This window comes from Psychromonas ingrahamii 37, from assembly GCF_000015285.1.
GTDB classification, from domain to species: Bacteria; Pseudomonadota; Gammaproteobacteria; order Enterobacterales; family Psychromonadaceae; genus Psychromonas; species Psychromonas ingrahamii.
Genome location: NC_008709.1, coordinates 2,993,432 through 3,016,598, shown reverse-complemented (window position 1 = coordinate 3,016,598; position 23,167 = coordinate 2,993,432). Strand labels below are relative to the sequence as shown.

The window sequence follows — 23,167 nt, the reverse complement described above, 5'->3', positions numbered from 1 at the left end:
TAAAAAGAAAGGGTAGCTTAACACCAAAAGTTCAGTACCGATTTAATTTAATCAGTTATAACGTACTGTCAACTTAACAACTGCTCTATCAATTATCCGATAATCTGCTAATAAATAATTTCAATATTTGCGCTACCTATTATTATCCCGCACAAATCATTAGCCATGCAGTTTAGCTTTATCATCGTTTAACTCTTAACTTTCGAAATATTAAAGAATGGCTCGTAGCGCGAAGCGTCGTTGTAAGCTACGAAACAATTCGTCAATGGTGCAAAAAGTATGGGCTAAACGATTGTAAACAGATAAAAAGAATCGTGGGCAGCTAGGTGATGTATAATATTTGAGGGCTGAGGGATCAAGTCTTTCATTTTGCAGTTTTTTAATAATTAGTTTCTATTCTAAGGCGCTATGGGGGCGAAAGCGATTTAGTTATCTATGCCGGGTTGTTTACTATTAGAAGCATATTTTTGTATTAATTTACAATGAAAAAGATTATTAACTACTTATACAGCTTCAGATATGCACATATTGGGAAGTTGAGTTCCCGGCACTAGAAATAATTCTATTTGCTTATTTATTGAATTTATAAAGAGGGCTTATTATCGAATAATTAATGATATTATTTATTTAGTTCTTGATCTGAAATATGTACAAAATAAGATTAATTAAAGGCGAAAAAATGAAAAAAACAGCTCCGCTAACTGAACAAGAGATTGAAGGGGCAACACCAAAAGAAAAAGAATATAACCTTGGTGATGGTAATGGGCTTTATTTGTACGTTCGACCCAAAGGAACAAAATCTTGGAAATATAATTACACCCATCCATATACTAAAAAAAGAGCAAATCTTGGATTAGGCGTTTATCCAAATGTTACTCTTGAGCAAGCTAGAATGGTGAGGGATGAATTTAACTCTTTGTTAGCGAATAATATTGATCCTAAAAAACATCGAGATGCGAAGATAAAAGAAGAAACTGAAGTTAATCAGTACCTTTTTGATAATGTAGTTAATGACTGGCTTAAAGTTAAAGCTTCTGAACTTAAACCGCTTGGCTTAAAAAGAATAACTAATTCATTAGATAATTTTATTTTACCGTTTGTGGCAAATTGTTCAGTTAAAGACATTAACGCTAAGTTGGTAATGGAAGTGTTACAACCGATCAAGAAAAATGGTGATATACAAGTGTTGATGCAAAACCATCTCTATTTTTATCAAATAATGGATTATGCAAAATCAAGTGGGTTAATAGATCATAACCCACTCAATAAACTTAATGTTGCTATTAGCGACATTTAATAAGACTTACCATTATTTTTTGTATTGGTTAATTAACAATCTTTAGCGCTTTTAATCCGGTGATTGAGTTAGATCCTTTCGATGCCTCTTCAATATGATCACTCCAGCAGCCCATTAGTACGCGGCGGCGCTCAAGGTAGTCAGTGCGGTTGTAAGCACTTCTCACTTTATCTTTATCAACGTGTGAAAGGGCGGCCTCAATCACGTCTGCATCGAAGACGTTTTGCTCATTCAGGGTGGTACTTGCCAGGGCACGTAATCCGTGTGACGTCTGGCGACCTTTAAAGCCCATTCTTGCGAGTGCTTTGTTCGCTGTCTCCTTGCAAATATGTTTTTTATTAGTTTTATCTGCCGGGAAGATATATTCACTGTCACCCGTAATTGAATCAATTGTCTCTAACAGCGCGAGTGTTTGTGTTGTTAGGGGGACTGTATGCGGCCTGCCTTTTTTCATGCGTTCGGGTGGGATGTGCCAAAGTTTATTTTCTTTATCAATTTCACCCCAGCGAGCACCAGCTGTTTCAGCAGGGCGGGTCATAGTATGCAGTTGCCATTCAATCAAACAGCGAGTGATAAGTTTTATATTGGCGTAGTTAAGGGCTATGAGTAGCTCTGGTAGCTCTTCTGGCTTCAGCGAAGCTTGGTTAGTGACTTGAGCGGTTGCAAACGCTTTGCCAATACCGGCAAGCTTGTTGTGCTCTATAATTCCGGTGTTAACTGCAAATGTCATTATTTCATTAAGATTACGGCAAAGCCTGCCAACAGTTTCAAGTTTGCCTTGGTTAGCAACTGGCTGCAGGATTTTGATCGCTTGTGGGGCGGTGATTTCAGCAATAGGGAATTTGCCAAGATAAGTTAACAGGTATTTATCTAAGCGTTGTTTTAACTTTTTTGCTGTTAATTCTTTAATGCTGGTTTTTTTAACGGCAAACCAATCTTCAAATACAGCTTGGAGTGTATTTGAAAGCTCAATTTGTTGGGCTTTAAGTGTGGTGTCTCTTTGTTCTTTAGGATCAATGCCATCAGCAAGCAGTTTTCTGGCTTCAATCGCTTTGGTTCTAGCTTTGGCTAAAGATACCGAAGGATATATACCTAAAGCTAAATGCGCTCTTTTCCTACTGACTGGCCGATAATAAGAAAAGCGCCACAACTTTGAGCCTAACGGCAAAATCTTTAAAGATAAGCCATCACCATCTCCCAGGTTATAAACTTTGTCTTTTGGTTTAGCTTGAAGGACTTGTGTAGCCGTTAAAGGCTTAACTTTTATTGCCATGAGGTAATCACTTAAAAGTCTGTTCTGAATTGATTACCTTAAAGCTTACCTCAGAACGTGGATTTTGCAAGACGTTAATAGACGCTATTGGACTGCTAAATAGTGAAGTGTTTGAAATTAATGGGGTTTATTTTTTATTTTGGACGTTATGGGATGGTATAAAACAAGATTTTGGTGCTCGCTACTGGACTCGAACCAGTGACCCACGCCATGTCATGGCGGTACTCTACCAACTGAGCTAAGCGAGCGTTTAGTTGGTTGCTATGGAAGCGAAGTGATTTTGCTTTATGGCAGCCAAAGTGTCAATAATTCTTTTTATATTCCAGTCTGTTTGATGTTTTTTTGTTCATATTTAAACAAAAACACTTAACTGTAACAAAAATAAGCGAATATCTAGTTTTCATCATCGAGTAATTGTGTTTTTTGCTCTGTCTCTTTTTCAGACTCGGTTGTTTGTTCTTTGGTTTTGATTAGTGTTTCTAATGCTTTATTACCGTCTAACCAAACCTGTTTACCTTTATCTTTGACATCATCCCACACGCCGGCACTGCTTTCTTGCGTATCAATCCAAATCTCATGGGAATTTTCTTTGGTCGATTGCCATAACTCATCGGTTGTTTTTTTACTCTTTTGTAAAGCTTCATTGCCTGATTTTTTGCCTTTATCCAATAGTTGCTCACCCGACTGTTTACTTTTTTCCCAAATGTCTTTACTTAATTGTTGGCTTTCCTGCCACAGTTGTTTAGCTGATTTTGGGACACTATGAGTGTCTGTTTGTTGCTCATCGGTGGCAGCTATCTCTGTTACTGTCTGTTGGTTTTGTGCATTTTCCTGGTTCATTGAATAGGATGCGGTTTGATCATTACATGCCATAAGAGAAAGTAATAAAGGGCTGAATATTATAAACGGAATACATCTTTTCATTAATTTGCTACCAAAGAGAGAAGTAAATACGAGAAGGATACCAATTGTTTCTGGCTGTCCTGTTAGTCAGTTCACTGTTAGTCAGTGATAGAGCCTAATAGTTCCATTAATGATGCTTTAAACTTGAATTTTTTATATCAGTAGACTACTGTGTAAAAAAACAGTTTAAATGAAGGTGCCATGAAACTTTATATTGCCGAAAAACCAAGCCTGGCACGTGCGATTGCTGATGCGCTACCAAAACCGCATCGTAAAGCAGACGGTTGTATTTATGTTGGTAATGGAGATGTTGTAAGCTGGTGCATCGGGCATCTGTTAACTCAGGTTGATCCCGAGGCTTATGATCCCGAATATAAAAAATGGAAATTCGAACACCTGCCGATTATTCCCGAAAACTGGAAATTAAAATCAACACCGCGCACCAGTAAACAACTGAGTATATTAAAAAAACTGATCAAACAGGCTGATAACCTTGTGCATGTTGGCGACCCCGACCGCGAAGGCCAGTTGCTTGTGGATGAGGTGATTCATTTCAGCGGTGTTAAGGGCAATAAATTAAAACAGGTTGAGCGCTGTTTGGTCAGTGATTTAACCACCAATGCGGTAAAACGTTCGCTTCAGCAATTACGCTCTAATCAGGAGTTTATTGCATTATCAACCTCGGCGCTTGCGAGAACGCGTGCTGACTGGTTATATGGGCTAAATTTGACACGAGTTTATACCTTACAGGCACAAAAGTCAGGTTATCAGGGGGTTATCTCGGTGGGGCGAGTGCAAACACCTTTATTAGGCTTGGTGGCAAGGCGCGATAAAGAGATTGAAGTTTTTGTGAGTAAACCCTTTTATGAAGTGGAAGCACACTTAACGACACTCAAACCTGAAAATGTTGCTGCCTTTACGGCCAAATGGAAGCCCAGTGAAGCCTGCGAAAAATATCAGGATCACGAGGGGCGTGTACTGGTTAAAAAGTTGGCAGAGAATGTCGCGCAGCGTATTTCTCAGCAACACGCTGTGGTAAAAAGCTTTACGGCTAAAAATAAAAAGCAGGTTGCGCCTTTACCCTATAACTTATCGGCGTTACAGATTGATGCTGCCAAGCGTTTTAGCTACACGGCGCTGGAAGTATTGGATATTTGTCAGGCATTGTATGAAAAATATAAGCTGATTACTTACCCGCGTTCTGATTCCCGTTATCTGCCTAAAAATCATCTTTCTCAAGCCGGATCAGTGACCCGGGCGATTGCTAATAACCAGCCTGCTTTAAAAAAGGCGGTCAGTAATGCTGATATTTCTTTGCAGAGCCGTGCCTGGAACGATAAGAAGGTTGATGCCCATCATGCGATAATTCCAACGGATAAACATCAGTCTTTAACGAGTTTAGATACTGCCTCACAAAATATTTACGCTTTAATTGCCCGTCAGTATTTATGCCAGTTTTATGCCGATTATCATTACGGTGAATGCGTGGCTGAAATTGAAATAAATAACGGCTTATTTATCAGTAAAGCAAAAGCTAAAATCAGCGACGGGTGGAAAGTATTATTTGATAAGCAGGAGAAAGACAGTTATTTACCTGCGCTTAGCAAAGGGCAAAAGTTGTTTTGTGATAAAGGTGAGGTGATTGAAAAAAACACTCAGCCGCCAGCCTATTTTACGGATGCTACTCTGTTAGCCGCAATGAGTAATATTGCCCGTTATGTGAAAGACGGAGAATTGAAAGCTGTGTTGAAAGAAACCGATGGTCTGGGCACGGAAGCGACCCGAGCGGGGATTATTGAGCTGCTGTTTAAACGTTTGTTTCTGCAGCGCACGGGTAAACTTATTAAAGCAACTGAGACCGGCAGAAAGTTAATTGAAAGTCTGCCGGAAATGTTGACCCTGCCTGATATGACCGCGCAATGGGAGATGGAATTAAATGCTATCAGTCAAAAAGAGCAAAGTTATCAGGGATTTGTTGTGCCATTACAAAATCAGCTTAAAAGCATTATAGAAAAGGCAATTGCAGACGGGCCGCGGGCATTGGCGAATTTACCAAGCAGTGGCAATGTTTTTAAGAAAACCTACAGAAAAAAATCAACAAAAAAAGGCACTTTTAAAAAGAAAGGCAGTTAATAATGCCCAAAGAAATTAAACTGTGATTTTCCAGCTTCGGGGTTTGGGCTGCGAGTTCCGAGCTTCGGGCTTGCGAGCTTCGAGCTGAATAGTTATCGGTAGGGTGAATTCTATGCACTGCAGCCGTGGTAATCGGTGCGCGGCCTACGAGCAGAAAATACCCCGACATCGCACGTTTAGATCCCCAACAAAACACCTCGGGGATGACGGTGGGAGGAAGTTATCGGTAGGGTGCATTCTATGCACTGCAGCCGTGGTAATTGGTGCGCGGCCTACGAGCTTCGAGCTTTCGCATTTAATGAGAGGAAAATTATCTCATATTAAATGCGCGTAATATCCTGGTCACTTCATCTATACGTCGAAGAAAACTTGTTTTTTTAGCACGTTCATGAACAGTATGATCACCATCACCAAAAGGACCAAAACCATCAAGGGTTGCGACACCAGCAGAGGACACTATATTAGCATCACTGACGCCACCACGTTTTTCTGTTTTAAGCGGATAGCCTAGTATGCTCTCCAGCTGCTTTAATAATTGTGCTTGCTTATCAGATGGCTGCATAACATCACGCTGTATTCCCCCGGTCATGGTTGCTGTCACGCCTTCAACAAATGTCTGATTAACAATCGCTTTAATACTAAGCAGTAATCGTTCTTTTTCTTGGCTTTGGGTATAACGTATTTCGACAATAATTTCAGCTGTCGGTGATATCGTATTTGCGCCAATTCCTCCACTAAATTTACCCGCATTGACTGTCGTTCCTTTGATTAAATCAGTTAACTCGGTTAGTTTTATAATCATATGTGCAGCGGCTAAATTAGCATTATATCCATTAATATAATGGTTGCCTGCATGAGCCGCCTTACCTAATAATGAAATAGTAAAAGTACCCACTCCTTTCCGGCCGATGACCACTTCATGATCAACACCTGCCGCTTCAAAAACCAAGCAAAGATCATAATCTTTTGCCAATTCAGCTGTTAACTTTTTACTGTCATCACTGCCGCTTTCTTCGTCGCTAACCAATAACATATCAATATTACTGATTGCGCCATGCTCAGCGCTTACGGCTCGTAACGCTTCAAGGGCAACGATGTTTCCCCCTTTCATATCACAGACTCCAGGGCCATATACCCACTCATCATCTTCTGAAAAAGCCGTAAATGTATTAGGAGGAAAAACCGTGTCTAAATGTCCCAATAATAAAACGCGTTTTTTTCCTTTTTGGAAGGAAGCATTAAATAACAGATGATCTCCAATCTCTGTCCGTGGAAATACGGTGCATTTATAACCAAGCGCTTCCAGCCATCCACGGAAAATAAGACCATTTTTATCGACACCACTTTTATTCTTGGTATATGAATTCAAATTAATAATGCTGGCTAATTCCGAAAAATCCATGGCTTTTCCCTATCTAACTCTTTGATTAATATTGCCTCAATAAAAGAAAACTTCAACATTATTAACCAAGACGAATACCAAAAATTAAATTTTTGCACTATAAAGATAAGCACTTAGCGTAAAAATTTTACGTTATTCATACTTTATTTATTTCACATAAAAAGATGATATTGGCCTAAAAAAGGCTGTTAAATGATTCGTACGCCTAATCTTAGTACACAACAACGCAATGAATGATCGAATAACAAAAGTATTATTTAGGCAGGAGAGATATTGACCTTTTTTAACAGATAAATTAGCAAAAACCATTTAAATTAGTCATTATTTAATTTCTTTTTGTTATAAATAATTCATTTTTTTGTGCTAATTTTATACTTGATATAAATGTATAGGTGGAGCGTTTTATTTAATCATAAAAATATCTAGCATTATTTATACAACGAGATGTACTTCGAAACGGGGCAATCAAATAATGAGTAGTAATAAAAGGATAGGCTCAGAACCAACGGTTGGAATATGGTTATATAAAAACGGTGGGGGGATTGAAATACAGCAAAAATTAATCGAGATTCTTACAAAAAAAGGCATAAGGACCATAACAGATCTCAATCTCGGACATGCTTATGCATCTGGAGGTGAAATTATTTGTAACGGTATTAATATGGAAAACTTAAACGCTTTTTTCTCCTATAATGCAGGAGAGCAATCAACCTTTCAATTATATATGTATCAATTACTTAATCAAACGACTTCTACCCTTAATAATTATGATGCTTTTGCTTTGACTGAAGATAAGTTTTTAACCGCTCATGCATTAAATCATGCCGGAATAAGAACAGCTGAATATCGCATGATTCATTGTGATGATATTTCATTATTAAAAAAAACAGTCAGTGATTGGCAAGGCCAAGTTGTCTATAAGCCGACCGATGGCTGGGGAGGGAACGGACTCGTTAAGATAGAAGACGAAAGTGCACTCGATGTTTTAATCCCCTTTTTAAACCGGATGGGTTTGGAAAACCTTTATTTAGAAAAATATATTAATTATGACAAAACAGATTGGCGAGTCGATATTGTTAATGGTGAATTTGTAGGCTGTTATGGCCGTAGCGCGCCAGAAGGTGATTGGAAAACTAATATTACCAGCGGCGGTTCTATTTTATTACGGGAACCTAAAGATGATGTTATTGAGTTAGCTATCAAAGCGGCAAAAGTCACTGGGCTTGAAATTGCAGGTGTTGATTTATTATATGATTTAGATACCGAAGAATATGTGGTGCTTGAAGTGAATGGGATACCCGCATTTGCAACACCAGAGCAAGAAAAAATAGGGCTAAATTTTAATGACTTTAAAATTAATAAAATAGCCAATATGATAGAAAGTATTATAGAGGGTGAGCAGAGTGAAAAAAGCCACACAAAAATCGTTGCCTAAAATTGGTTTATTATATTTAGACCATGTCTTACGGTTTTTTGATAAATCAAATTTTAAAGGTTGGCCTGATAAAATAGAAAGCGTTGTTTACCATTGGCGAAATGATAAACAACGCTTTATCAAAGAAGTTAAACGAAAGAACATTGAAGTATTAATTGGTAACGTACCCGCAACGGCATATGAAACCTTTAGAGAAATATCTCGTGCATTGCCTAATGTACAGTTTATACCTTCACTAGATACTCAGTTTGCTAATAAATCTAAGGAAAATGTTACCCAACTTTGTGAAAAATATAATATTCCTATTCCTAAAACAAAAATATTTTATGAACCCTCAGAAGTAGAGCCGTTTTTTAAAAAAACGGTTTATCCTAAAATTATTAAAAAATCCTATGGCCCTTCTAATTATGGCGGATATTTTGTTCATAAAGTAGATAGTTACCAAGAGGCCACCGCATTACTCAGTAAGAAAAAATATTATCCCGTTTATACACAAGATTTTGTCCCTATGGCCGCTGATATCCGCGTGATGTTAATTGGTCATAAACCTGTTTGTGCTTTTTGGCGCAGACCACCTGCAGGCGAATGGTTAACCAATACCAGTCAAGGTGGCAGCATGGACTATATGAAGGTACCTCAAGCAGTCTTAGATCTTGCGGTTAGCGTGTCTAAAGTTGCAAATGCTGAATACTGGGCCTGTGATGTTGCAGTGGGAGTCGATGGAAAATATCGCATTTTAGAATGTGCAACTGCTTTTGCTGCCTTTCCTTATATTCGTGATTGGATTGGTCAGTATTTAATGTGGAAATTTTCCGCAGGTCAATTTCATCAACCTCATATTCCCCTCTATAACTGGGAAGAATTGTGTAAAATTAGCGCTCATGTTTTACGTACTATGCGCTATATCACTTTTGGACGAGAAGTCTCTCCAAGTTGCGATAGCGGTGAAATGTTTACGGCACAGAATGATGATAATTACCCGATCATCAATACCATTGACGGTAAGCAGGAAGAATGGCCGAGTGAAGTCTGGAACCGGCAAGATAACTACTGCAGGCGCGAAACTAACAGGCAAGTCGCAACAAAGACTAAGCTTGCCGATGAATGTTCCTTTCTAAATAAATCCAGTAATGCCCCCTCAAGTGAAGATAGTGATGAATCTCCGGCACTTAATCCGCCACTTAAAAATATCGAATCAATTTTAACCATGACGGTTGATGATATTGAATTTTTTTTAATGGGCATTAACGGCATAGGTAAAAAACACACTGAGCTCATTCTTCAAACCCTTGGTGTTGAAAGTACTTATAACAGCTTGCAGGGTGACGGCAGTCATTTTTATCAAGTGAAAAATATAAAAGAGAAAAAAGTGGCCAGGATCATGGAAGCTTGGCAAGTATTTAAGCTGAAGTTTAATTATTAGAGAGAAGAGGGATAATGAAAAAACAATATGTTTCGTATCAAGAGACCATTGATTTCCTGAATACGGCTGCCACTTTGTATCCTGATTTAATTAAGGTACAGAGTATTGGTGAAACGTGGGAAAAGCGGCCAATTATGATGGCGACGATTAGTATGGATGTTGCCAATGCGGACACTAAACCCGCTTTATTATACACTGGCACTATTCATGCGAGAGAGTGGATAGGTATTGAATTAGCGAATAATTTTATTAAGTATATTATTGATAATTATCAATTCAATCCTAAGTTGCAACAAGCATTAACGCTTAACACGCTTTATATTGTTCCTTGTTTAAACCCCGATGGATTTGAGTTCTCTCGGACTCATTTTTCATTTTGGCGAAAAAATCGCCGTGATAATGGTGATAGTACCTTCGGTGTAGATTTAAACCGTAACTTTGGCGTGCGATTTAAAACCCGATCCGATACCAGCTCAAATACTTACAGTGGCCCATCCGGCTTTTCAGAGCCGGAAACCTGTGCGATTCGTGATTTTGTTGAAACCCATAAAAATATTACCATCGCACTTGATTACCATTCGCAAGGTAATGTTTTCTTCCCGGCTCATAAATTTAATCATGAAGCTGAAATAGATACCACCGATCTCAATACGCTCTGCGCCAATATGGCCTTTGAAATAGAAAAAGTGACCGGTAGAAAATACGGGATTCATCGCGGAAAACCACCAACAAATTTAATTAATGGCAGTGCTCGAGAGTATTATTATAATCGCGGCATACTTTCTACCGTTGTAGAGGTAGGTACAAAAAATATTCCTGACTATATGGAAAATATGTCGGAAAGTATCAATGAAAATATTCCTGCATTAGTGCACGCTTTTGGCTCCGCTATTAACTACTCTCATTTAGCGCCTAAACGAGTCGATAATTTTAATCTCACTGAGTTAACTGAAAATAGTATTTCGTTAGCATGGGAATATTCTGATAACGATCCTGTCTATTTTGAAATTTATCGCAGTATCAGTCATAAAAGTCCATGTAGCGACGATAACCTTGTGGGTATTACTAAATCATTATTTTTTACGGATGTGCAGTTAAAAAGTGGTCGGCACTACTTTTATAAAATTCGAGCGGTTGATCAAAAAACTAAAATTAAAGGCCCTTATGCGCCTGAGCTTAAATTAAATACCTTATTAGCGCGTGACCGATATAGCAAAACCTTATTCCCTGCCAGTCAAGATATTGGTTATGTGGGGCAATATACCCCAGAAAAAAATCAGGAACATTTTGGTTTAAATTCTTTATTTATTGGGGTGAATAAGTCTCGTGGTATTTGTTACGGTGTCATCGCTTTTTCTCTCGACCGCCTACCTGATGATGCCTCTATTAAAGAAGCCAGTTTTTCACTCTATCCGATGAACAGGGTGAGTGCAAAAATTGAAGGCTATGGTGAATGGGGGATTTCATTTTTAGAGGCGAGCTCTGTCCCTAATATTCGTGACTATAACGATATTGCGAATGCGACCGTTATTCACTCGGGGCAAACCATTGAATCAGATCATGTTACTCAAGGTGTCTGGTGTGTTTGGCATTTAAACGGTAAAGAGCGTGATATTCTGCAAGAACAATTAAAAATGGGGACAGTGCTTATGCGTATTGATGGCCCTACTGTATTACCTAAAGGTAACGATTCTCAAATCATGCAATTTGACATCGGGTATGGTCGCTTTGGCTCTGGTATTCATTATCGGCCTAATTTGCACATCACCTATAGCCGTCAACCTGAAACCGTTGAAGTATATCCTACTGCTGTTAATACTATCTCTGAACATGGCATTGTATCTGGAAGTTTACAATCGGGTTATGATGAAAATGGGCATAAAATTTACGCTCAGTTAGCCTTTTCCTTGCATTCTATGCCTGATCCAGAAAAAACAGTGATCACCGATGCCTATCTAGAGCTTGAAAACACTAACGCCCTCAGTGATAAAAAAGACATTCGTTTTACTGTCGAACTTGCTGAATTTGAAGATGTTAATGTTGAAAGTATTAAGCAGCGTAAAAGTATTCAGTATATTGGATATGAAGTGGGTTATGAGCAATTACGTTATAAAACACAACATTTTTTTAATTTTGATACTTTGAGCAGAACAGAACTAGAAAGGTTTCATTTAGAAAATAAGCAAGCCTATTTCATTATTCGTGCAACCTCCGCATTGAAAAATGGGCAGGGAGAATTGATTAAATGGCTTAATGATCCCGTTCATGAAAAACAGGCTAAATTAGTTATTCAATATATTGAACGCGCTAAGGTTGCCTTACAGCCTCCAGGCGATATAAAGACATCAATAGAAAATAGTAAAACTAAAATCACCTGGGAAAACCCTAAAAGCAAAGACTTCTTGGGTTCTTTTGTGGTTAGAAATTGTTTTCATCCACCGCGTACGCCTTTTGATGGTGTTAAAATTTATGCGGGTCAAGATACCTATACCTATGATAGTTTTGGTAACCCTAATATACCGAAATATTATTCTATATTCTCATATGATGATGTGCCGAATTATTCAATTCCAGCTTGTATTCACTTCAGTGTTGAAGAAACTATTCCGGTGATTGAAATTGATCCTGAGGAGGTTGAAATGCAAGGAGATGAAGAGATGCAGAGTTCGGCTGATAATAATTAAATAGTTTATAAGCCTGCGAATATGCTCTGTAAAAAGGGCTAAAGAAACAGCTAAGGCAGCCTGCCGCCTAAATATTTTGCATAATCTACACTTAACCTCACACTTCAGCAGCTTCAGCCACTTTTCCTGAATCACGAATTACGCTGAAAGTCGCATAGATAGGGTTGTGGTCTGAGATTTTCTTTGTATCGATAGCTTCAGCTTGGAGTAATTTCAATTCTCTGTAGAAGATATGATCGAGTGGTTTTGCAAATATATGTTTGACATGATGGCCTTCCTGAATGTCTGCTTTTTCCAATCCGAGTGCGTGCTGAAAAGTCTCCAGTGCCATTATCCGTTTTTTTGTCCAATTATTAAAATCCCCTGCAACTATTATCGGGCCGCTACAGCTGTGCAGTACTGCTTTAATCTTCTCCAGCTCTTTTATAAATCCTTTTATGGAGACAAAATTGATGCCATGAATATTGACTATATGCAGAGTGCGGCCATCGGGCAGTTTGTGATGCGTGATAAGCATACTTTTATGGGTAATAAGACCGACTTCCCGCTGATGGGTAAGGTGTGAACTGATGGTGGTAAAGGCAATTTTGGTCGCAGTTAAAACGCCGTAGATATGTTGAGAAGTCTCTATATTGCTGGCCATCGCATAGGAAAAAGCATCCAATACAGAGGCAATCTTTTTTGGGAATTTGACCTCCTGGAAAAGCAGGAAGTCACAGGGGTACTCTTGGATCAGGGTTTCAAAGTTCTCTATAAACTGCGGGTGCAGGTTCTCTTTATGGATATTCCATACAATAAGGGAAAACGTGTCCGACAGGTTGTGCTGCTGATGGGCAAGTCTTTGCGGGAAAATACGTGGTGTAAAAATAAGTGATCCCTTAGGGTCTGTTGACCTTTCGTGTGCATTTATACAGCAATTTGTGGGTGCTTTATACAAGGCAGAGCCTGCAACCTGTCGTTATTCTACATAAGTAGGCGATAACATAGTCGATCGTATCTACAAATGCTGCCTTTCGGGTTCATCTAAAAGCGTCCTGCGCTGCGTTATGCGTCGTTTACATAGAATAACTATGTGAACGAAGCATGCCTTGCTCAGAATACGTTTAAATTGAACAAAATTTGTACTCCAAAGGTCAGCAGACCCTAGAGTTGAGGGGCTAAGATACGCATAAAATTTTCTGCAATACAACGGAGCCTGGAGGCTTCTTTCATTTGCGTGTCAGCATTGGTGATAAAACCCTGCATCCATTTTTCTATCTCGGAGATAATAGCTTTAGAATAGGCAAAGCTGACAACTTCGTAATTAAGCAGCAGGGAGCGGTTGTCAATATTGACTGAGCCTATCATAACGGCATCCTGGTCAAACAGAATGGCTTTGGCATGCAGCATCTTACCATTATATAAGACCAGATTGATTCCTTCTTCCTGCAGTTCTCGCATGTAGGAACTGCGGCCAAGGTCGGCGACTAAATGATCGGACTGCTTAGGTGTGATAAGTTTGATATCGACGCCATTGTGTTTGGCAATCTTTAGCGCATGCATTAAGGTCTCATCGGGCAGAAAGTAGGGGGTGACTATCCAGATGCGCTCTTTAGCCGAGTGAATTGCACTGATCAGTGCTTCAAAAAGGGCATCACCTTTGATATCGGGCCCAGAGGGCACAACTTGGATATAAGCATCGCCACAGACTTTTTGTAAGGGCCGAGTCGCTTGTCGCTGGGGAGAGTCGGAAGCATAGGCCCAGTCAGCTTCAAAGATCTGGGCATACTGATAGGCTGCATCCCCTTGAGTTTTGAACAGAATATCTTCGCACTGATCCTGTTTTTTTGCGGGCCCCATATACTTCTTTGATAGATTCATTCCTCCGGTAAGCAAGGTGGTCTCGTCAAAGAGATAGATTTTACGATGGTTGCGCAGATTAATGGAGTTTTGATAGGGCAGACGAAGTAGCGGCATAAAAAAGTGGACTTCGCATCCCGCTCTTCTGAGTTTTAGCAGTGGGCCCTGAAAAAAGTAGAGTTGATAGGAACCGAGTGAATCGAGTAGCAGTCGCACATGAACACCGCTTGACTCTTTCTCTATCAGGGCATCAATGATTGTTTTAGTGACCTTGTCTTGTTTTAGGATATAGGTACTGAAACTGATGCTCTTTTTCGCATTTTTGATTTCATTTATTAACGTGTTGTAGGCGTTGACGCTGTCACTGATAAACTCAAAACTGTTATGCTCACTTGCTCCGGCAAGACCGTTAGCGCGTATAATACCGTCTATGCTGTTAATTTTTCCGTTACTTTCGCTGGTACTTTTGACATGCAGAGATGATTTTTTCTTTCTAACCGGACGTTTGCGAACACCTATCAGAAAATAAAGTACAAGAGAGAAATAGGGGAGAATGATCATCAGTAGAAGCCAGGAGATGATACTCGTCGGAGAACGTCTTTGGTAGAGCATGTGCAGCATAGTAAACACGATAATAATTTCGGTTACGATAAAAACACTGTTGAGTGTTAAATACTCAAAAAAGTTGTTCTGCATAAAAAAGTTCCATATGTCTTGGATAATCAGAGAAAAATCGCCTTCAAGGTGAGATTGCGCTTTAGATTATAGAGCCAGAGAATAAGCGGGCCACTAAAGAGGAGGCGCCTCAAAAAGTTAAAAAAGTACATTAGTATCTCGTTTTTCCATATTATGAAAGTCGCCACAATTCCTTAAAATAGGGAAAAAATCAGGAGTGAGGATGCCGAACAATCGAAGTCGCTTTTGCCCCGATAAGGGATTGTATCAGCTAATAGCGTCGCGTTTTGATTGATTTTTGCGAGATTTTTTTTAGTACATTCCTGTTATGTCACATTCCTATTTAAACATGCCACGATTTTTCTATGGCAGTTGGCTTATCCATTATTATGCGCCCGCCGGCAGATATTTGTATTTAGCGACTGAATAGTTAATTGATACTTAAGCATAAGCTGTTTTTAAGCGAAAAAACATGATTCATAACTCATAACTCGCCTCTCGAAGCTGAAAGGCTGAAGGCTTGAAGGCTTGAAGCTCGCTAATCGTAGTTCATTGCTGGCCACTCGTGATTTGGGTATATAAACAAATGCAGCTCCTATTTTCTTATCAAAACTTAACTGGAATAGTGCTTTAGTGATTGATGTTATTTTAAAAACAAAATACTAAGCTACACTGATCTATTTTAATCGCTATCAGTCATTTATTGGTTTTTTAAGTTTAAAGGAACGAGTATGAAAAAAATCATTTCTGCACTCGGTTTAATGTATTTATCAGCCTGTACAATGCAACCTGCCAGGCCAGTCCAACCTGATGAACAGGGGCCGGTTAACAGTGAGGAGAGTCAATGTATTGGCAGCGTTGAATTAGATCCGCAGGTCGCTCAATTGTTTGCGGTGTCCGATGATCGTGAAATGCTGCAGCGTGCTTTAGGAAGTCCTGAACAGGGAAAATTATGTCAGGGTAAGGTATATCAACTTAAACCGGGACAGACTCTGCCGCTGCATCGTTCCTGGAACAGTACTAATCCAAGTAGTCAAATGGGGAGCTGGTGGGCATTTAATAAACCAACTGGGAAGGTCAGTTTATACCGTAATGATTATGAAATCTGTTATCAATGGTCACCGTTAGATAAATTAACCCAGTGTCAATTAAAAGCAGGGGCAAAGGTGGTGATTGGTAATGGACAAAGTGCCCAATGTTCGGCGTATTTATCTTATCCGGTCTCAGCAGTACAGCAGGTCTATATTGAGAATAGTAGTGAGTCAATGCAGGACTGTGAGCAGTTTGACGGTGTCTTCAAATGGCAGTCAGATATGATTGAATCAAACTGATAAAAGGGCCGTTATGGCCCTCAAATTAATTATCTCATCTTAATTAACGACTTTTATAGTTACGTTTTCGAGATTTTTTCTTTTCTATTTTATTTTCTGCCTGCTCAGCCATTAGCGCCGCCACTGCCACTTTTTCTACTGTTGCCATTTCCGGCGTTTCAATACTTAAGGGACCTAGTGCACCGGATCTTAATTCATTAAGTAAAATGGTGGAAACTTTATAGATATCAAAATGACCTCCGGCGCGTAAACAGCCTCGGCGCAATGCAATAGCTTCCATTAATTCATGGTCACTCTCGGGCAAGGTTTCCAGTTCGTAACGTTTTTTTAAACGTTCGGGATAATTCGCCAGCAGGTACTCAGCAGCATAATAAGCGATATCTTCATATTCAATTGCAGTATCTTTGATGGCGCCGGTAACGGCAAGACGGTATCCAGAATTTGCATTTTCGATTTTAGGCCATAAAAACCCGGGTGTATCGGAAAGCATGATTCCGCTTGGTAGGCGGATCCGCTGCTGTTGTTTAGTGACGGCGGGCTCGTTACCTGTTTTTGCGATAATCCGATCTGCTAATATATTGATAATGGTTGATTTTCCAACATTTGGAATGCCCATGATCATGGCTCTAATCTGTTTATCTTGGCCTAATTTATGGGGTAACATCTGTTCACACAGTTTGGTTATTTGATGTACTTGCTCAGGTTTGCTGGTGGTAATGGCAAGTGCTTTTATACCCTGCTCCTGCTCTAAATAAGTGATCCACTGTGCCGTAATCTCAGGATCGGCTAAATCTGATTTATTGAGTACTTTAATACAGGGGGTATTTTCGCGGATATGAGCAATGAGCGGGTTTTCACTGCTATAGGGAATGCGTGCATCAACGACTTCAATAATTATATCAACCTGAGGCAAGACCTCTTTGATTTGCTTGTGTGCTTTGTGCATGTGCCCGGGAAACCATTGGATATTAGCTTTACTCATTTGATTTTAAACTCTTTTGTTTTATATAGTATCCAATGGGGTGGTTCTTGGGGTACTAAATGTGATTGTAGGAATGATCGACAGTGATCCTGCTGAAAGAAAGTTTAACTTATTGAGGGGTAACCATCAAATATCATTGCTGGTGAGGTTATCTTATATTCGTATCTGACTATGATTAATCAGCGGATTAATCATAGTCAAGGTTCAAGGTTATTACTGTGATCGTAATGCAAGCTCACTTGAATGGGTAATCTCTTAATTATTCGATTTGGAGCATCCAATCTTTCGCTTTGATCTCAAGAACCTCTTTAGCTTTTATCTCGCGAATCTTTTTCGCAGTATCTGATTGTGATGCTTCTTTTTTTGCTGCCAGTGCTTCTTCCACAGTTTCTTGTGCCGATTTTTTTGCAAGTGGTATTTCCAGTTGCGGAAAGGGCACACCAGTCTTGTTCGCGTCGAGCAGAGCCTTCGATTGGCCAGCCATATGGGTATACAACGCTTGATAACTGCTGGCGATCTGTCCCATCAGTTTAGCGCTGTCGGAAAAGTGGTTACTGACCTGAAATTTGTAATTATCCAGTTCTACTTTGGTCTTGTCCAGCTCAGCTCTGGTCTTGTCCAGCTCAGCTTTGGTCTTGTCCAGCTCAGCTTTGGTCTTGTCCAGCTCAGCTTTGGTCTTGTCCAGCTCTGCTTTGGTCTTGTCCAGCTCAGCTTTGGTCTTGTCCAGCTCAGCTTTGGTCTTGTCCAGCTCTGCTTTGGTATTACTCTGCCCTTGTTGCCTGCTGCCTGAGGTTATACGACTAATAACAAAACCGATGATGCCACCAACAAATCCGCTGATAATAAAAATCAACATTCCGCTTATTTCTGTCATATCCACTCCTTAATATAATATATAATAAACCACCACGTCATCGGTATAACTATTTGAATAATATAGATTAAGACGATGCAGAAAAACTTTAGTCAAAGTAGGATAAGAATAAGCGCGATTTTAAATTATGCAAACTCATTAGCTAAGTATTCGTGGCTGGATGAGAGATAACAGTCAATCAATCAGAGTTATAATCGCCATTCGATAAACTTCATGCTTTTGGTATTAATTTAGACCCGATCGTTTCCCTGCCTTTTTTTTCTCTAAAAGCAGATGTTTATCAATGAATAGTGTAAAGCGACAGTGCTGCCATTTTTAACTATTAATCTGGGTAAGGGACTTGTGCAGGTTAAATTTTGATTTGTTTTTGGCAGTGCGACGTCAGGTATTGTTTGGGTGTTTGATTCAGACCATCGAGTCTCGGCTGTCTGAATATGACGTTGGTTCTTGCCAAGCATTAAAATTAAATTTCTGATTGCGCTAATTTTTCTTTTTTGTCCCGAGGCTGTACTCTGAAGTCCTGTCGCCACGCTGTTGTTATTGGAAAGATTATTGAGCATTTATAAAATGACTATTCACTACAGAGCTTAAGCGTTAGAATATTCACACTAATCAAGAACAGTGGAAGGTACCAATGGCTTATATACCCAGTAATTATAAAAGTTTAGAAAGCGATTATCGAGATAAAGCATTAAAATTATTTCCTTGGGTCTGTGGAAAGTGTGCGCGTGAATTTGTTTATTCAAATCTGCGCGAGTTAACTGTCCATCATGTTGACCATGACCATGCCAATAATCCGGCAGATGGCAGCAACTGGGAGTTATTATGTATCTATTGTCACGACCATGAACATGATAAATATACTCAGGCTGACCTCTACGGCAGCAGCGTTAAGGCGGGTGACGATGAGCACGTGAGTGCCACCTATAATCCCTTTGCGGATTTACTGAGTAAAATAAAAAAATAATTTTATGAATGTTTGTTTAATAACTTACTCTGCTCCGCACATTGAAACTCGCATTTACAGGCTGCATGGGTATAATCGCTTTTTTTATTGAGACCTAGAGTAAATTATGGAAAACTTATTGGACAAGCGTTTTCGAGGCTTTTTTCCGGTCATTATTGATATTGAAACTTCTGGTCTTAATGCGCAAACTGATGCTATTTTAGAAATAGCGGCGATTTTACCAGCGATGGATTCACAAGGTTATCTTTTTGCTGCTGAAAAAATTCATTTTAATGTGTTGCCTTTTGAAGGTGCAAATTTAGATCCGAAAGCCTTAGCCTTTACCGGTATTGATCCTTTTAATCCTCTGCGTGCTGCGGTGGATGAACGGGATGCACTCACCGAGATATTTAAATTAGTGCGTAAACATCAAAAGCAAAACCTCTGTAACCGGTCAATTATCGTTGCGCATAACGCCACATTTGATCAAGGTTTTATTAATAAAGCCACTGAACGCTGCAACTTAAAACGTATGCCATTCCATCCTTTTGTGAGCTTTGATACTGCCAGCATGGCCGGTTTGATTCTGGGACAAACGGTTCTTGCGAAAGCCTGCCAACAGGCAAGTATTCCCTATGATAATAAGCAGGCACATTCGGCTTTATATGATACGGAAGTGACTGCAGATCTGTTTTTTTATATGGTAAATAAATTGAAGGCATTAGGAGGTTGGCCACTCGCGCCGGTTTAAGCGGGGGGTAGGGTATGACTTTTCAGTTTAATATTGTGCTGACGTCGCGTTTATTCTTAGACAATAAAAAAGGGATACATTCAGTATCCCTTTTTTCTGGTGTGATTCAGCCTTTATTCTGACTCAGCTGTTGCTGTTGCAGCAACTGCTTGTTCAACAATAGGTTTTAATTCACCTTGTTGTGACATTTCCATGATAATATCGCAACCACCTACTAACTCACCAGCGATCCATAGTTGTGGGAAGGTTGGCCAGTTTGCATATTTTGGTAGCTCTGCGCGAATATCTGGGTTTTGTAGAATATCTACGTAAGCAAAAGGGTGACCACATTGCATTAGTGCTTGAGAAGCCTGTGATGAAAAGCCGCAGCTGGGTAATTTTGGCGAGCCTTTCATGTAAAGCAATACTGTATTTTCACTGATTTGGCTTTTGATTTTATCTAATGTTTCCATTTTTATATCCGGTAATTATGTTATTGGGATCGTGCCCATACTCTAGCACAGTCAGAATGCTTTATAAATATGGACTAATTAAATCTACTTTATCATAAACTTTCATTGACATGGATCATTTTCTTGGGGACTATTACAATAAGTTAAGATCAAAAATGATAGTAATAATCCTATCACTCATAACTATATAAATTAACTATATAAATTGGAGATTACAAACATGGCTTTTGAATTACCAGCATTACCCTTTGCAATCGATGCGTTAGAACCACACATTTCTGCTGAGACTCTTGAATTTCATCACGGCAAACATCATGCAACTTATGTTTCAAAATTAAATGGGCTAGTTGAAGGTACTGATTTGGCTGAAAAATCATTAGAAGATATCATTAAATCTTCTAAAGGACCTCTGTTTAACAATGCAGCACAAGTTTGGAACCATACGTTCTACTGGAACTGTCTGGCACCTAATGCGGGTGGCGAACCTACTGGTGCTGTTGCAGATGCAATTAATTCAAGTTTTGGTTCGTTTGCAGAATTCAAAGCAGCTTGGAATGATCGAGCAGTTAATAACTTTGGTTCATCGTGGACTTGGCTTGTGAAAAAAGAAGACGGTTCACTGGATATTGTTAACACATCAAATGCAGCTACCCCATTAACAGACGCAACAGTAACACCACTATTGACTGTTGATCTATGGGAACATGCATATTACATCGATTACCGTAACGCTCGTCCTAACTACTTAAATGGTTTCTGGGCATTAGTTAACTGGGATTTTGTGGCTAAAAACCTAGCATAATTAACAGCTTTATTTTATCTGCATGCTGCCCCTTTAAATCTTTGAAGAGAGCCAGCTAAGCAGTTCGGCTGTTGTTAATAATAAAAACCTTAATTTTTATATTAAGGTTTTTTTATGGGCGAGAGTATAATTATTGAATTAATATATCTTATTATTATTTAAAATATTGTTGGTTTTGCGTCACTAATTTAGATATTAGGCCTGAAAGGCGAGAATAAAGTGCTTCAATTCTTCTAAAAAACAGTGCCATGGCAATAGTGCCGACTAAAAAAGATAAGACAAATAATAACAACATGGTTGAAAAACTTTTTTCCTGATAATCATTAATTAAGCTAAGAATTTTTCCCTGCTCAAGAGCGATCCTAATATAACCAATCTTCTCATTGTCTTTATAAAGTTCGGCTATCTGCGGAATAATCCCCTGCGCTCGCTTATCATCGGAAGACGCTATGTTGAGCAATATAGGTAATGGCAGCGCATCTTCTGATTGGAAAATTATTTTTCCAAACTGATCGTATATTGTTACATCTCTGACGATAGGATCATCTGTTAACTCACTGATAAGTAACTGTAAATCTTCATTCTTCTGCTGTGACAGATAACGAGAGGCCTCCGAGGCTGCCAGGTTTGTTAATGAATATGAAAACCTTTCTGTTTGCTGATAACGAATCCCATCAGAAGTATTACGTAAGCTTATAAATTGATAGGCAATAATGCTACAGATAATCAATAAACTTGAAATTTGTACTGTCCGTAGCAGATAATACATTTTTTTATGCATTTATTATTCCTCAAGAACTGGCGGGTAAAACTTGCAATGATAAATCGCAATAGTTATGGTGTTAGCCATAATTTAAACCCATTTAGGTGTAGGTATTTTACAGTGAAAGTAATCAAAAATCTTTGTAACCCTTCAAATTCTCAATCACTGATTCAATGGCGAGATTGTTTAAAAGAAGATCTTAATGAATTAGAAAATCTCTTTTACCATCAAGGAAACTTAACGCAAGTATTACTTTCTGATTTTACAGTGAAAGCAGAACTTATTGTGATGGGCAAACAATTTACAACATTAGATTTACATAACCTACTCACCTTTTTAGAAAATGAAAAAATCGATACGATACAATTATTTGCACCTGAAATAATAGAAAATACAGTGGTTATGTGTTTTTCTTTAAATGCTTTCCCTTCCTCTTTAAAGGTTAAGTTAGATAATTTTGCAGCAAGGTTTAAGTTAGATTTTGCGTTGATGAAAAATTTCCCTGACTGGGGTAAACCAGGTTTAGTCTTGATGGACATGGACTCTACCACTATTCAAATAGAGTGTATCGATGAAATTGCACGACTGTTTGGTGTTGGCGAGCAGGTATCAGCAGTAACGGCTTTGGCGATGCAGGGAAAAATAGATTTTAATGAAAGCTTAAGGACACGAGTTGGTAAATTAGCAGGGGCACCTGTTTCAATTTTAAAAGAGGTTGCAGATAATATGCCCTTGATGCCGGGCTTGCTTGAACTCATCAAGGGCTTAAAGAAAAGTGGTTGGAAAGTGGCTATTGCTTCAGGTGGGTTTAACTATTTTGCAGATCGCTTAAAAGACGACCACGGTTTTGATATGGCTGTCGCAAACACCCTGGAAGTTGTCGATCATCATTTAACTGGTCAAGTTGTTGGTGAAATAGTTAACGCCAGCGTCAAGGCACGGACACTGTCTGAATTAATGGAGCGCTTTGATATTCCAATATCACAAACCGTTGCTATTGGTGATGGGGCTAATGATTTAATGATGCTGCAGGCGTCGGCGATGGGTATTGCCATACATGCCAAACCAATAGTACAAGAAAAAGCAGCAGTATCACTGAACCATTTGGATTTGTATGGGGTATTGGGCATTTTAAGTGCCAATAAGGGCACTCATTGGCATTAAACTTCAATTTTAAGAGGGGTAATTGCAACAGAGGGGGC

At 39.1% G+C, this 23,167-nt stretch carries 19 protein-coding genes, 1 tRNA gene and 1 pseudogene; 11 read left to right on the top strand and 10 right to left on the bottom strand.

The features are described 5' to 3' along the window. Nucleotides 1-110: 110 nt before the first annotated feature. Both PING_RS21995 and PING_RS12710 read left to right on the top strand, forming a co-directional pair. A pseudogene (locus PING_RS21995) lies at nucleotides 111-334 on the top strand (IS6 family transposase); the annotation flags it as partial. Nucleotides 335-679: 345 nt separating this feature from the next. After that, a complete protein-coding gene (locus PING_RS12710) occupies nucleotides 680-1,297 on the top strand; it encodes an integrase arm-type DNA-binding domain-containing protein (RefSeq protein WP_049752982.1) in 618 nt (205 codons plus the stop codon). A 28-nt stretch (nucleotides 1,298-1,325) separates the two neighbouring features. Here the strand turns inward: PING_RS12710 and PING_RS12705 are convergent, their stop codons facing one another. The 3 genes from PING_RS12705 to PING_RS12695 form a co-directional block, all read right to left on the bottom strand. Next, nucleotides 1,326-2,570 carry a tyrosine-type recombinase/integrase gene (locus PING_RS12705; protein WP_011770754.1) on the bottom strand — a complete coding sequence of 415 codons (1,245 nt, stop codon included), beginning with the start codon at nucleotides 2,568-2,570 and terminating at the stop codon, nucleotides 1,326-1,328. A 172-nt stretch (nucleotides 2,571-2,742) separates the two neighbouring features. Further along, nucleotides 2,743-2,818: transfer RNA gene (locus tag PING_RS12700), tRNA-Val, on the bottom strand. A 145-nt stretch (nucleotides 2,819-2,963) separates the two neighbouring features. Then, the gene (locus PING_RS12695; RefSeq protein ID WP_011770753.1) at nucleotides 2,964-3,494 is read right to left on the bottom strand and encodes a hypothetical protein; all 531 of its coding nucleotides are present in this window, start codon (nucleotides 3,492-3,494) and stop codon (nucleotides 2,964-2,966) included. 180 nt (nucleotides 3,495-3,674) lie between these two features. On the opposite strand from PING_RS12695, the gene PING_RS12690 reads away from it, so the two are divergent. Next, nucleotides 3,675-5,606: a DNA topoisomerase III gene (locus PING_RS12690; protein WP_011770752.1), complete on the top strand. Its 1,932-nt coding sequence runs from the start codon at nucleotides 3,675-3,677 to the stop codon at nucleotides 5,604-5,606. A 310-nt stretch (nucleotides 5,607-5,916) separates the two neighbouring features. Here PING_RS12690 and PING_RS12685 read toward each other — a convergent pair whose 3' ends face one another. Further along, nucleotides 5,917-7,008, bottom strand: a complete 1,092-nt coding sequence (locus tag PING_RS12685) for a M20 family metallopeptidase (protein ID WP_011770751.1) — start codon at nucleotides 7,006-7,008, stop codon at nucleotides 5,917-5,919. Between the two features lie 472 nt (nucleotides 7,009-7,480). On the opposite strand from PING_RS12685, the gene PING_RS12680 reads away from it, so the two are divergent. Genes PING_RS12680 through PING_RS12670 form a run of 3 tightly spaced genes read left to right on the top strand, consistent with a single transcriptional unit; the run spans nucleotide 7,481 to nucleotide 12,550 of the window. Beyond that, nucleotides 7,481-8,443 (top strand): ATP-grasp domain-containing protein, encoded by a 963-nt coding sequence (locus tag PING_RS12680; protein WP_011770750.1) that lies wholly within the window; start codon nucleotides 7,481-7,483, stop codon nucleotides 8,441-8,443. Further along, nucleotides 8,412-9,866: an ATP-grasp domain-containing protein gene (locus PING_RS12675; protein WP_011770749.1), complete on the top strand. Its 1,455-nt coding sequence runs from the start codon at nucleotides 8,412-8,414 to the stop codon at nucleotides 9,864-9,866. The genes PING_RS12680 and PING_RS12675 overlap by 32 nt, the downstream gene beginning before the upstream one ends. Before the next feature lie 14 nt (nucleotides 9,867-9,880). Further along, on the top strand, nucleotides 9,881-12,550 hold the full coding sequence (locus tag PING_RS12670; protein ID WP_011770748.1) for a M14 family zinc carboxypeptidase: 2,670 nt from the start codon (nucleotides 9,881-9,883) through the stop codon (nucleotides 12,548-12,550). Nucleotides 12,551-12,647: 97 nt separating this feature from the next. Here PING_RS12670 and PING_RS12665 read toward each other — a convergent pair whose 3' ends face one another. Both PING_RS12665 and PING_RS12660 read right to left on the bottom strand, forming a co-directional pair. Beyond that, nucleotides 12,648-13,487, bottom strand: a complete 840-nt coding sequence (locus PING_RS12665) for an endonuclease/exonuclease/phosphatase family protein (RefSeq protein WP_011770747.1) — start codon at nucleotides 13,485-13,487, stop codon at nucleotides 12,648-12,650. Between the two features lie 206 nt (nucleotides 13,488-13,693). After that, a complete protein-coding gene (locus PING_RS12660) occupies nucleotides 13,694-15,085 on the bottom strand; it encodes a phospholipase D-like domain-containing protein (RefSeq protein WP_011770746.1) in 1,392 nt (463 codons plus the stop codon). Between the two features lie 710 nt (nucleotides 15,086-15,795). Between PING_RS12660 and PING_RS12655 the strand changes: the two genes are divergently transcribed. Next, nucleotides 15,796-16,395 carry a hypothetical protein gene (locus PING_RS12655; protein ID WP_011770745.1) on the top strand — a complete coding sequence of 200 codons (600 nt, stop codon included), beginning with the start codon at nucleotides 15,796-15,798 and terminating at the stop codon, nucleotides 16,393-16,395. A 43-nt stretch (nucleotides 16,396-16,438) separates the two neighbouring features. On the opposite strand, the gene ylqF is transcribed toward PING_RS12655, so the two are convergent. After that, the gene (gene ylqF, locus PING_RS12650; RefSeq protein WP_011770744.1) at nucleotides 16,439-17,377 is read right to left on the bottom strand and encodes a ribosome biogenesis GTPase YlqF; all 939 of its coding nucleotides are present in this window, start codon (nucleotides 17,375-17,377) and stop codon (nucleotides 16,439-16,441) included. A gap of 259 nt (nucleotides 17,378-17,636) precedes the next feature. After that, nucleotides 17,637-18,251 carry a ZapG family protein gene (locus tag PING_RS19565; protein WP_011770743.1) on the bottom strand — a complete coding sequence of 205 codons (615 nt, stop codon included), beginning with the start codon at nucleotides 18,249-18,251 and terminating at the stop codon, nucleotides 17,637-17,639. Nucleotides 18,252-18,885: 634 nt separating this feature from the next. On the opposite strand from PING_RS19565, the gene PING_RS12640 reads away from it, so the two are divergent. Both PING_RS12640 and rnt read left to right on the top strand, forming a co-directional pair. Further along, the gene (locus PING_RS12640; RefSeq protein WP_011770742.1) at nucleotides 18,886-19,218 is read left to right on the top strand and encodes a YajD family HNH nuclease; all 333 of its coding nucleotides are present in this window, start codon (nucleotides 18,886-18,888) and stop codon (nucleotides 19,216-19,218) included. Nucleotides 19,219-19,324: 106 nt separating this feature from the next. Further along, nucleotides 19,325-19,948 carry a ribonuclease T gene (rnt, locus tag PING_RS12635; protein WP_011770741.1) on the top strand — a complete coding sequence of 208 codons (624 nt, stop codon included), beginning with the start codon at nucleotides 19,325-19,327 and terminating at the stop codon, nucleotides 19,946-19,948. 113 nt (nucleotides 19,949-20,061) lie between these two features. Here rnt and grxD read toward each other — a convergent pair whose 3' ends face one another. After that, nucleotides 20,062-20,400 carry a Grx4 family monothiol glutaredoxin gene (gene grxD / locus PING_RS12630; protein ID WP_011770740.1) on the bottom strand — a complete coding sequence of 113 codons (339 nt, stop codon included), beginning with the start codon at nucleotides 20,398-20,400 and terminating at the stop codon, nucleotides 20,062-20,064. 220 nt (nucleotides 20,401-20,620) lie between these two features. Here grxD and sodB point away from each other — a divergent pair, with 220 nt between their 5' ends. After that, nucleotides 20,621-21,202, top strand: a complete 582-nt coding sequence (gene sodB / locus PING_RS12625; protein WP_011770739.1) for a superoxide dismutase [Fe] — start codon at nucleotides 20,621-20,623, stop codon at nucleotides 21,200-21,202. A 154-nt stretch (nucleotides 21,203-21,356) separates the two neighbouring features. On the opposite strand, the gene PING_RS12620 is transcribed toward sodB, so the two are convergent. Next, the gene (locus PING_RS12620) at nucleotides 21,357-21,983 is read right to left on the bottom strand and encodes an AhpA/YtjB family protein (protein WP_011770738.1); all 627 of its coding nucleotides are present in this window, start codon (nucleotides 21,981-21,983) and stop codon (nucleotides 21,357-21,359) included. Nucleotides 21,984-22,085: 102 nt separating this feature from the next. On the opposite strand from PING_RS12620, the gene serB reads away from it, so the two are divergent. Continuing rightward, nucleotides 22,086-23,129 carry a phosphoserine phosphatase SerB gene (gene serB / locus PING_RS12615; RefSeq protein ID WP_041766476.1) on the top strand — a complete coding sequence of 348 codons (1,044 nt, stop codon included), beginning with the start codon at nucleotides 22,086-22,088 and terminating at the stop codon, nucleotides 23,127-23,129. Nucleotides 23,130-23,167: the final 38 nt, after the last annotated feature.

Coding starts and splice junctions, on each gene's coding strand:
- PING_RS12710 (WP_049752982.1), top strand. CDS start 680: ATGAAAAAAACAGCTCCGCTAACTGAACAAGAGATTGAAGGGGCAACA.
- PING_RS12705 (WP_011770754.1), bottom strand. CDS start 2,570: ATGGCAATAAAAGTTAAGCCTTTAACGGCTACACAAGTCCTTCAAGCT.
- PING_RS12695 (WP_011770753.1), bottom strand. CDS start 3,494: ATGAAAAGATGTATTCCGTTTATAATATTCAGCCCTTTATTACTTTCT.
- PING_RS12690 (WP_011770752.1), top strand. CDS start 3,675: ATGAAACTTTATATTGCCGAAAAACCAAGCCTGGCACGTGCGATTGCT.
- PING_RS12685 (WP_011770751.1), bottom strand. CDS start 7,008: ATGGATTTTTCGGAATTAGCCAGCATTATTAATTTGAATTCATATACC.
- PING_RS12680 (WP_011770750.1), top strand. CDS start 7,481: ATGAGTAGTAATAAAAGGATAGGCTCAGAACCAACGGTTGGAATATGG.
- PING_RS12670 (WP_011770748.1), top strand. CDS start 9,881: ATGAAAAAACAATATGTTTCGTATCAAGAGACCATTGATTTCCTGAAT.
- PING_RS12660 (WP_011770746.1), bottom strand. CDS start 15,085: ATGCAGAACAACTTTTTTGAGTATTTAACACTCAACAGTGTTTTTATC.
- PING_RS12655 (WP_011770745.1), top strand. CDS start 15,796: ATGAAAAAAATCATTTCTGCACTCGGTTTAATGTATTTATCAGCCTGT.
- ylqF (WP_011770744.1), bottom strand. CDS start 17,377: ATGAGTAAAGCTAATATCCAATGGTTTCCCGGGCACATGCACAAAGCA.
- PING_RS19565 (WP_011770743.1), bottom strand. CDS start 18,251: ATGACAGAAATAAGCGGAATGTTGATTTTTATTATCAGCGGATTTGTT.
- PING_RS12640 (WP_011770742.1), top strand. CDS start 18,886: ATGGCTTATATACCCAGTAATTATAAAAGTTTAGAAAGCGATTATCGA.
- rnt (WP_011770741.1), top strand. CDS start 19,325: ATGGAAAACTTATTGGACAAGCGTTTTCGAGGCTTTTTTCCGGTCATT.
- grxD (WP_011770740.1), bottom strand. CDS start 20,400: ATGGAAACATTAGATAAAATCAAAAGCCAAATCAGTGAAAATACAGTA.
- sodB (WP_011770739.1), top strand. CDS start 20,621: ATGGCTTTTGAATTACCAGCATTACCCTTTGCAATCGATGCGTTAGAA.
- PING_RS12620 (WP_011770738.1), bottom strand. CDS start 21,983: ATGCATAAAAAAATGTATTATCTGCTACGGACAGTACAAATTTCAAGT.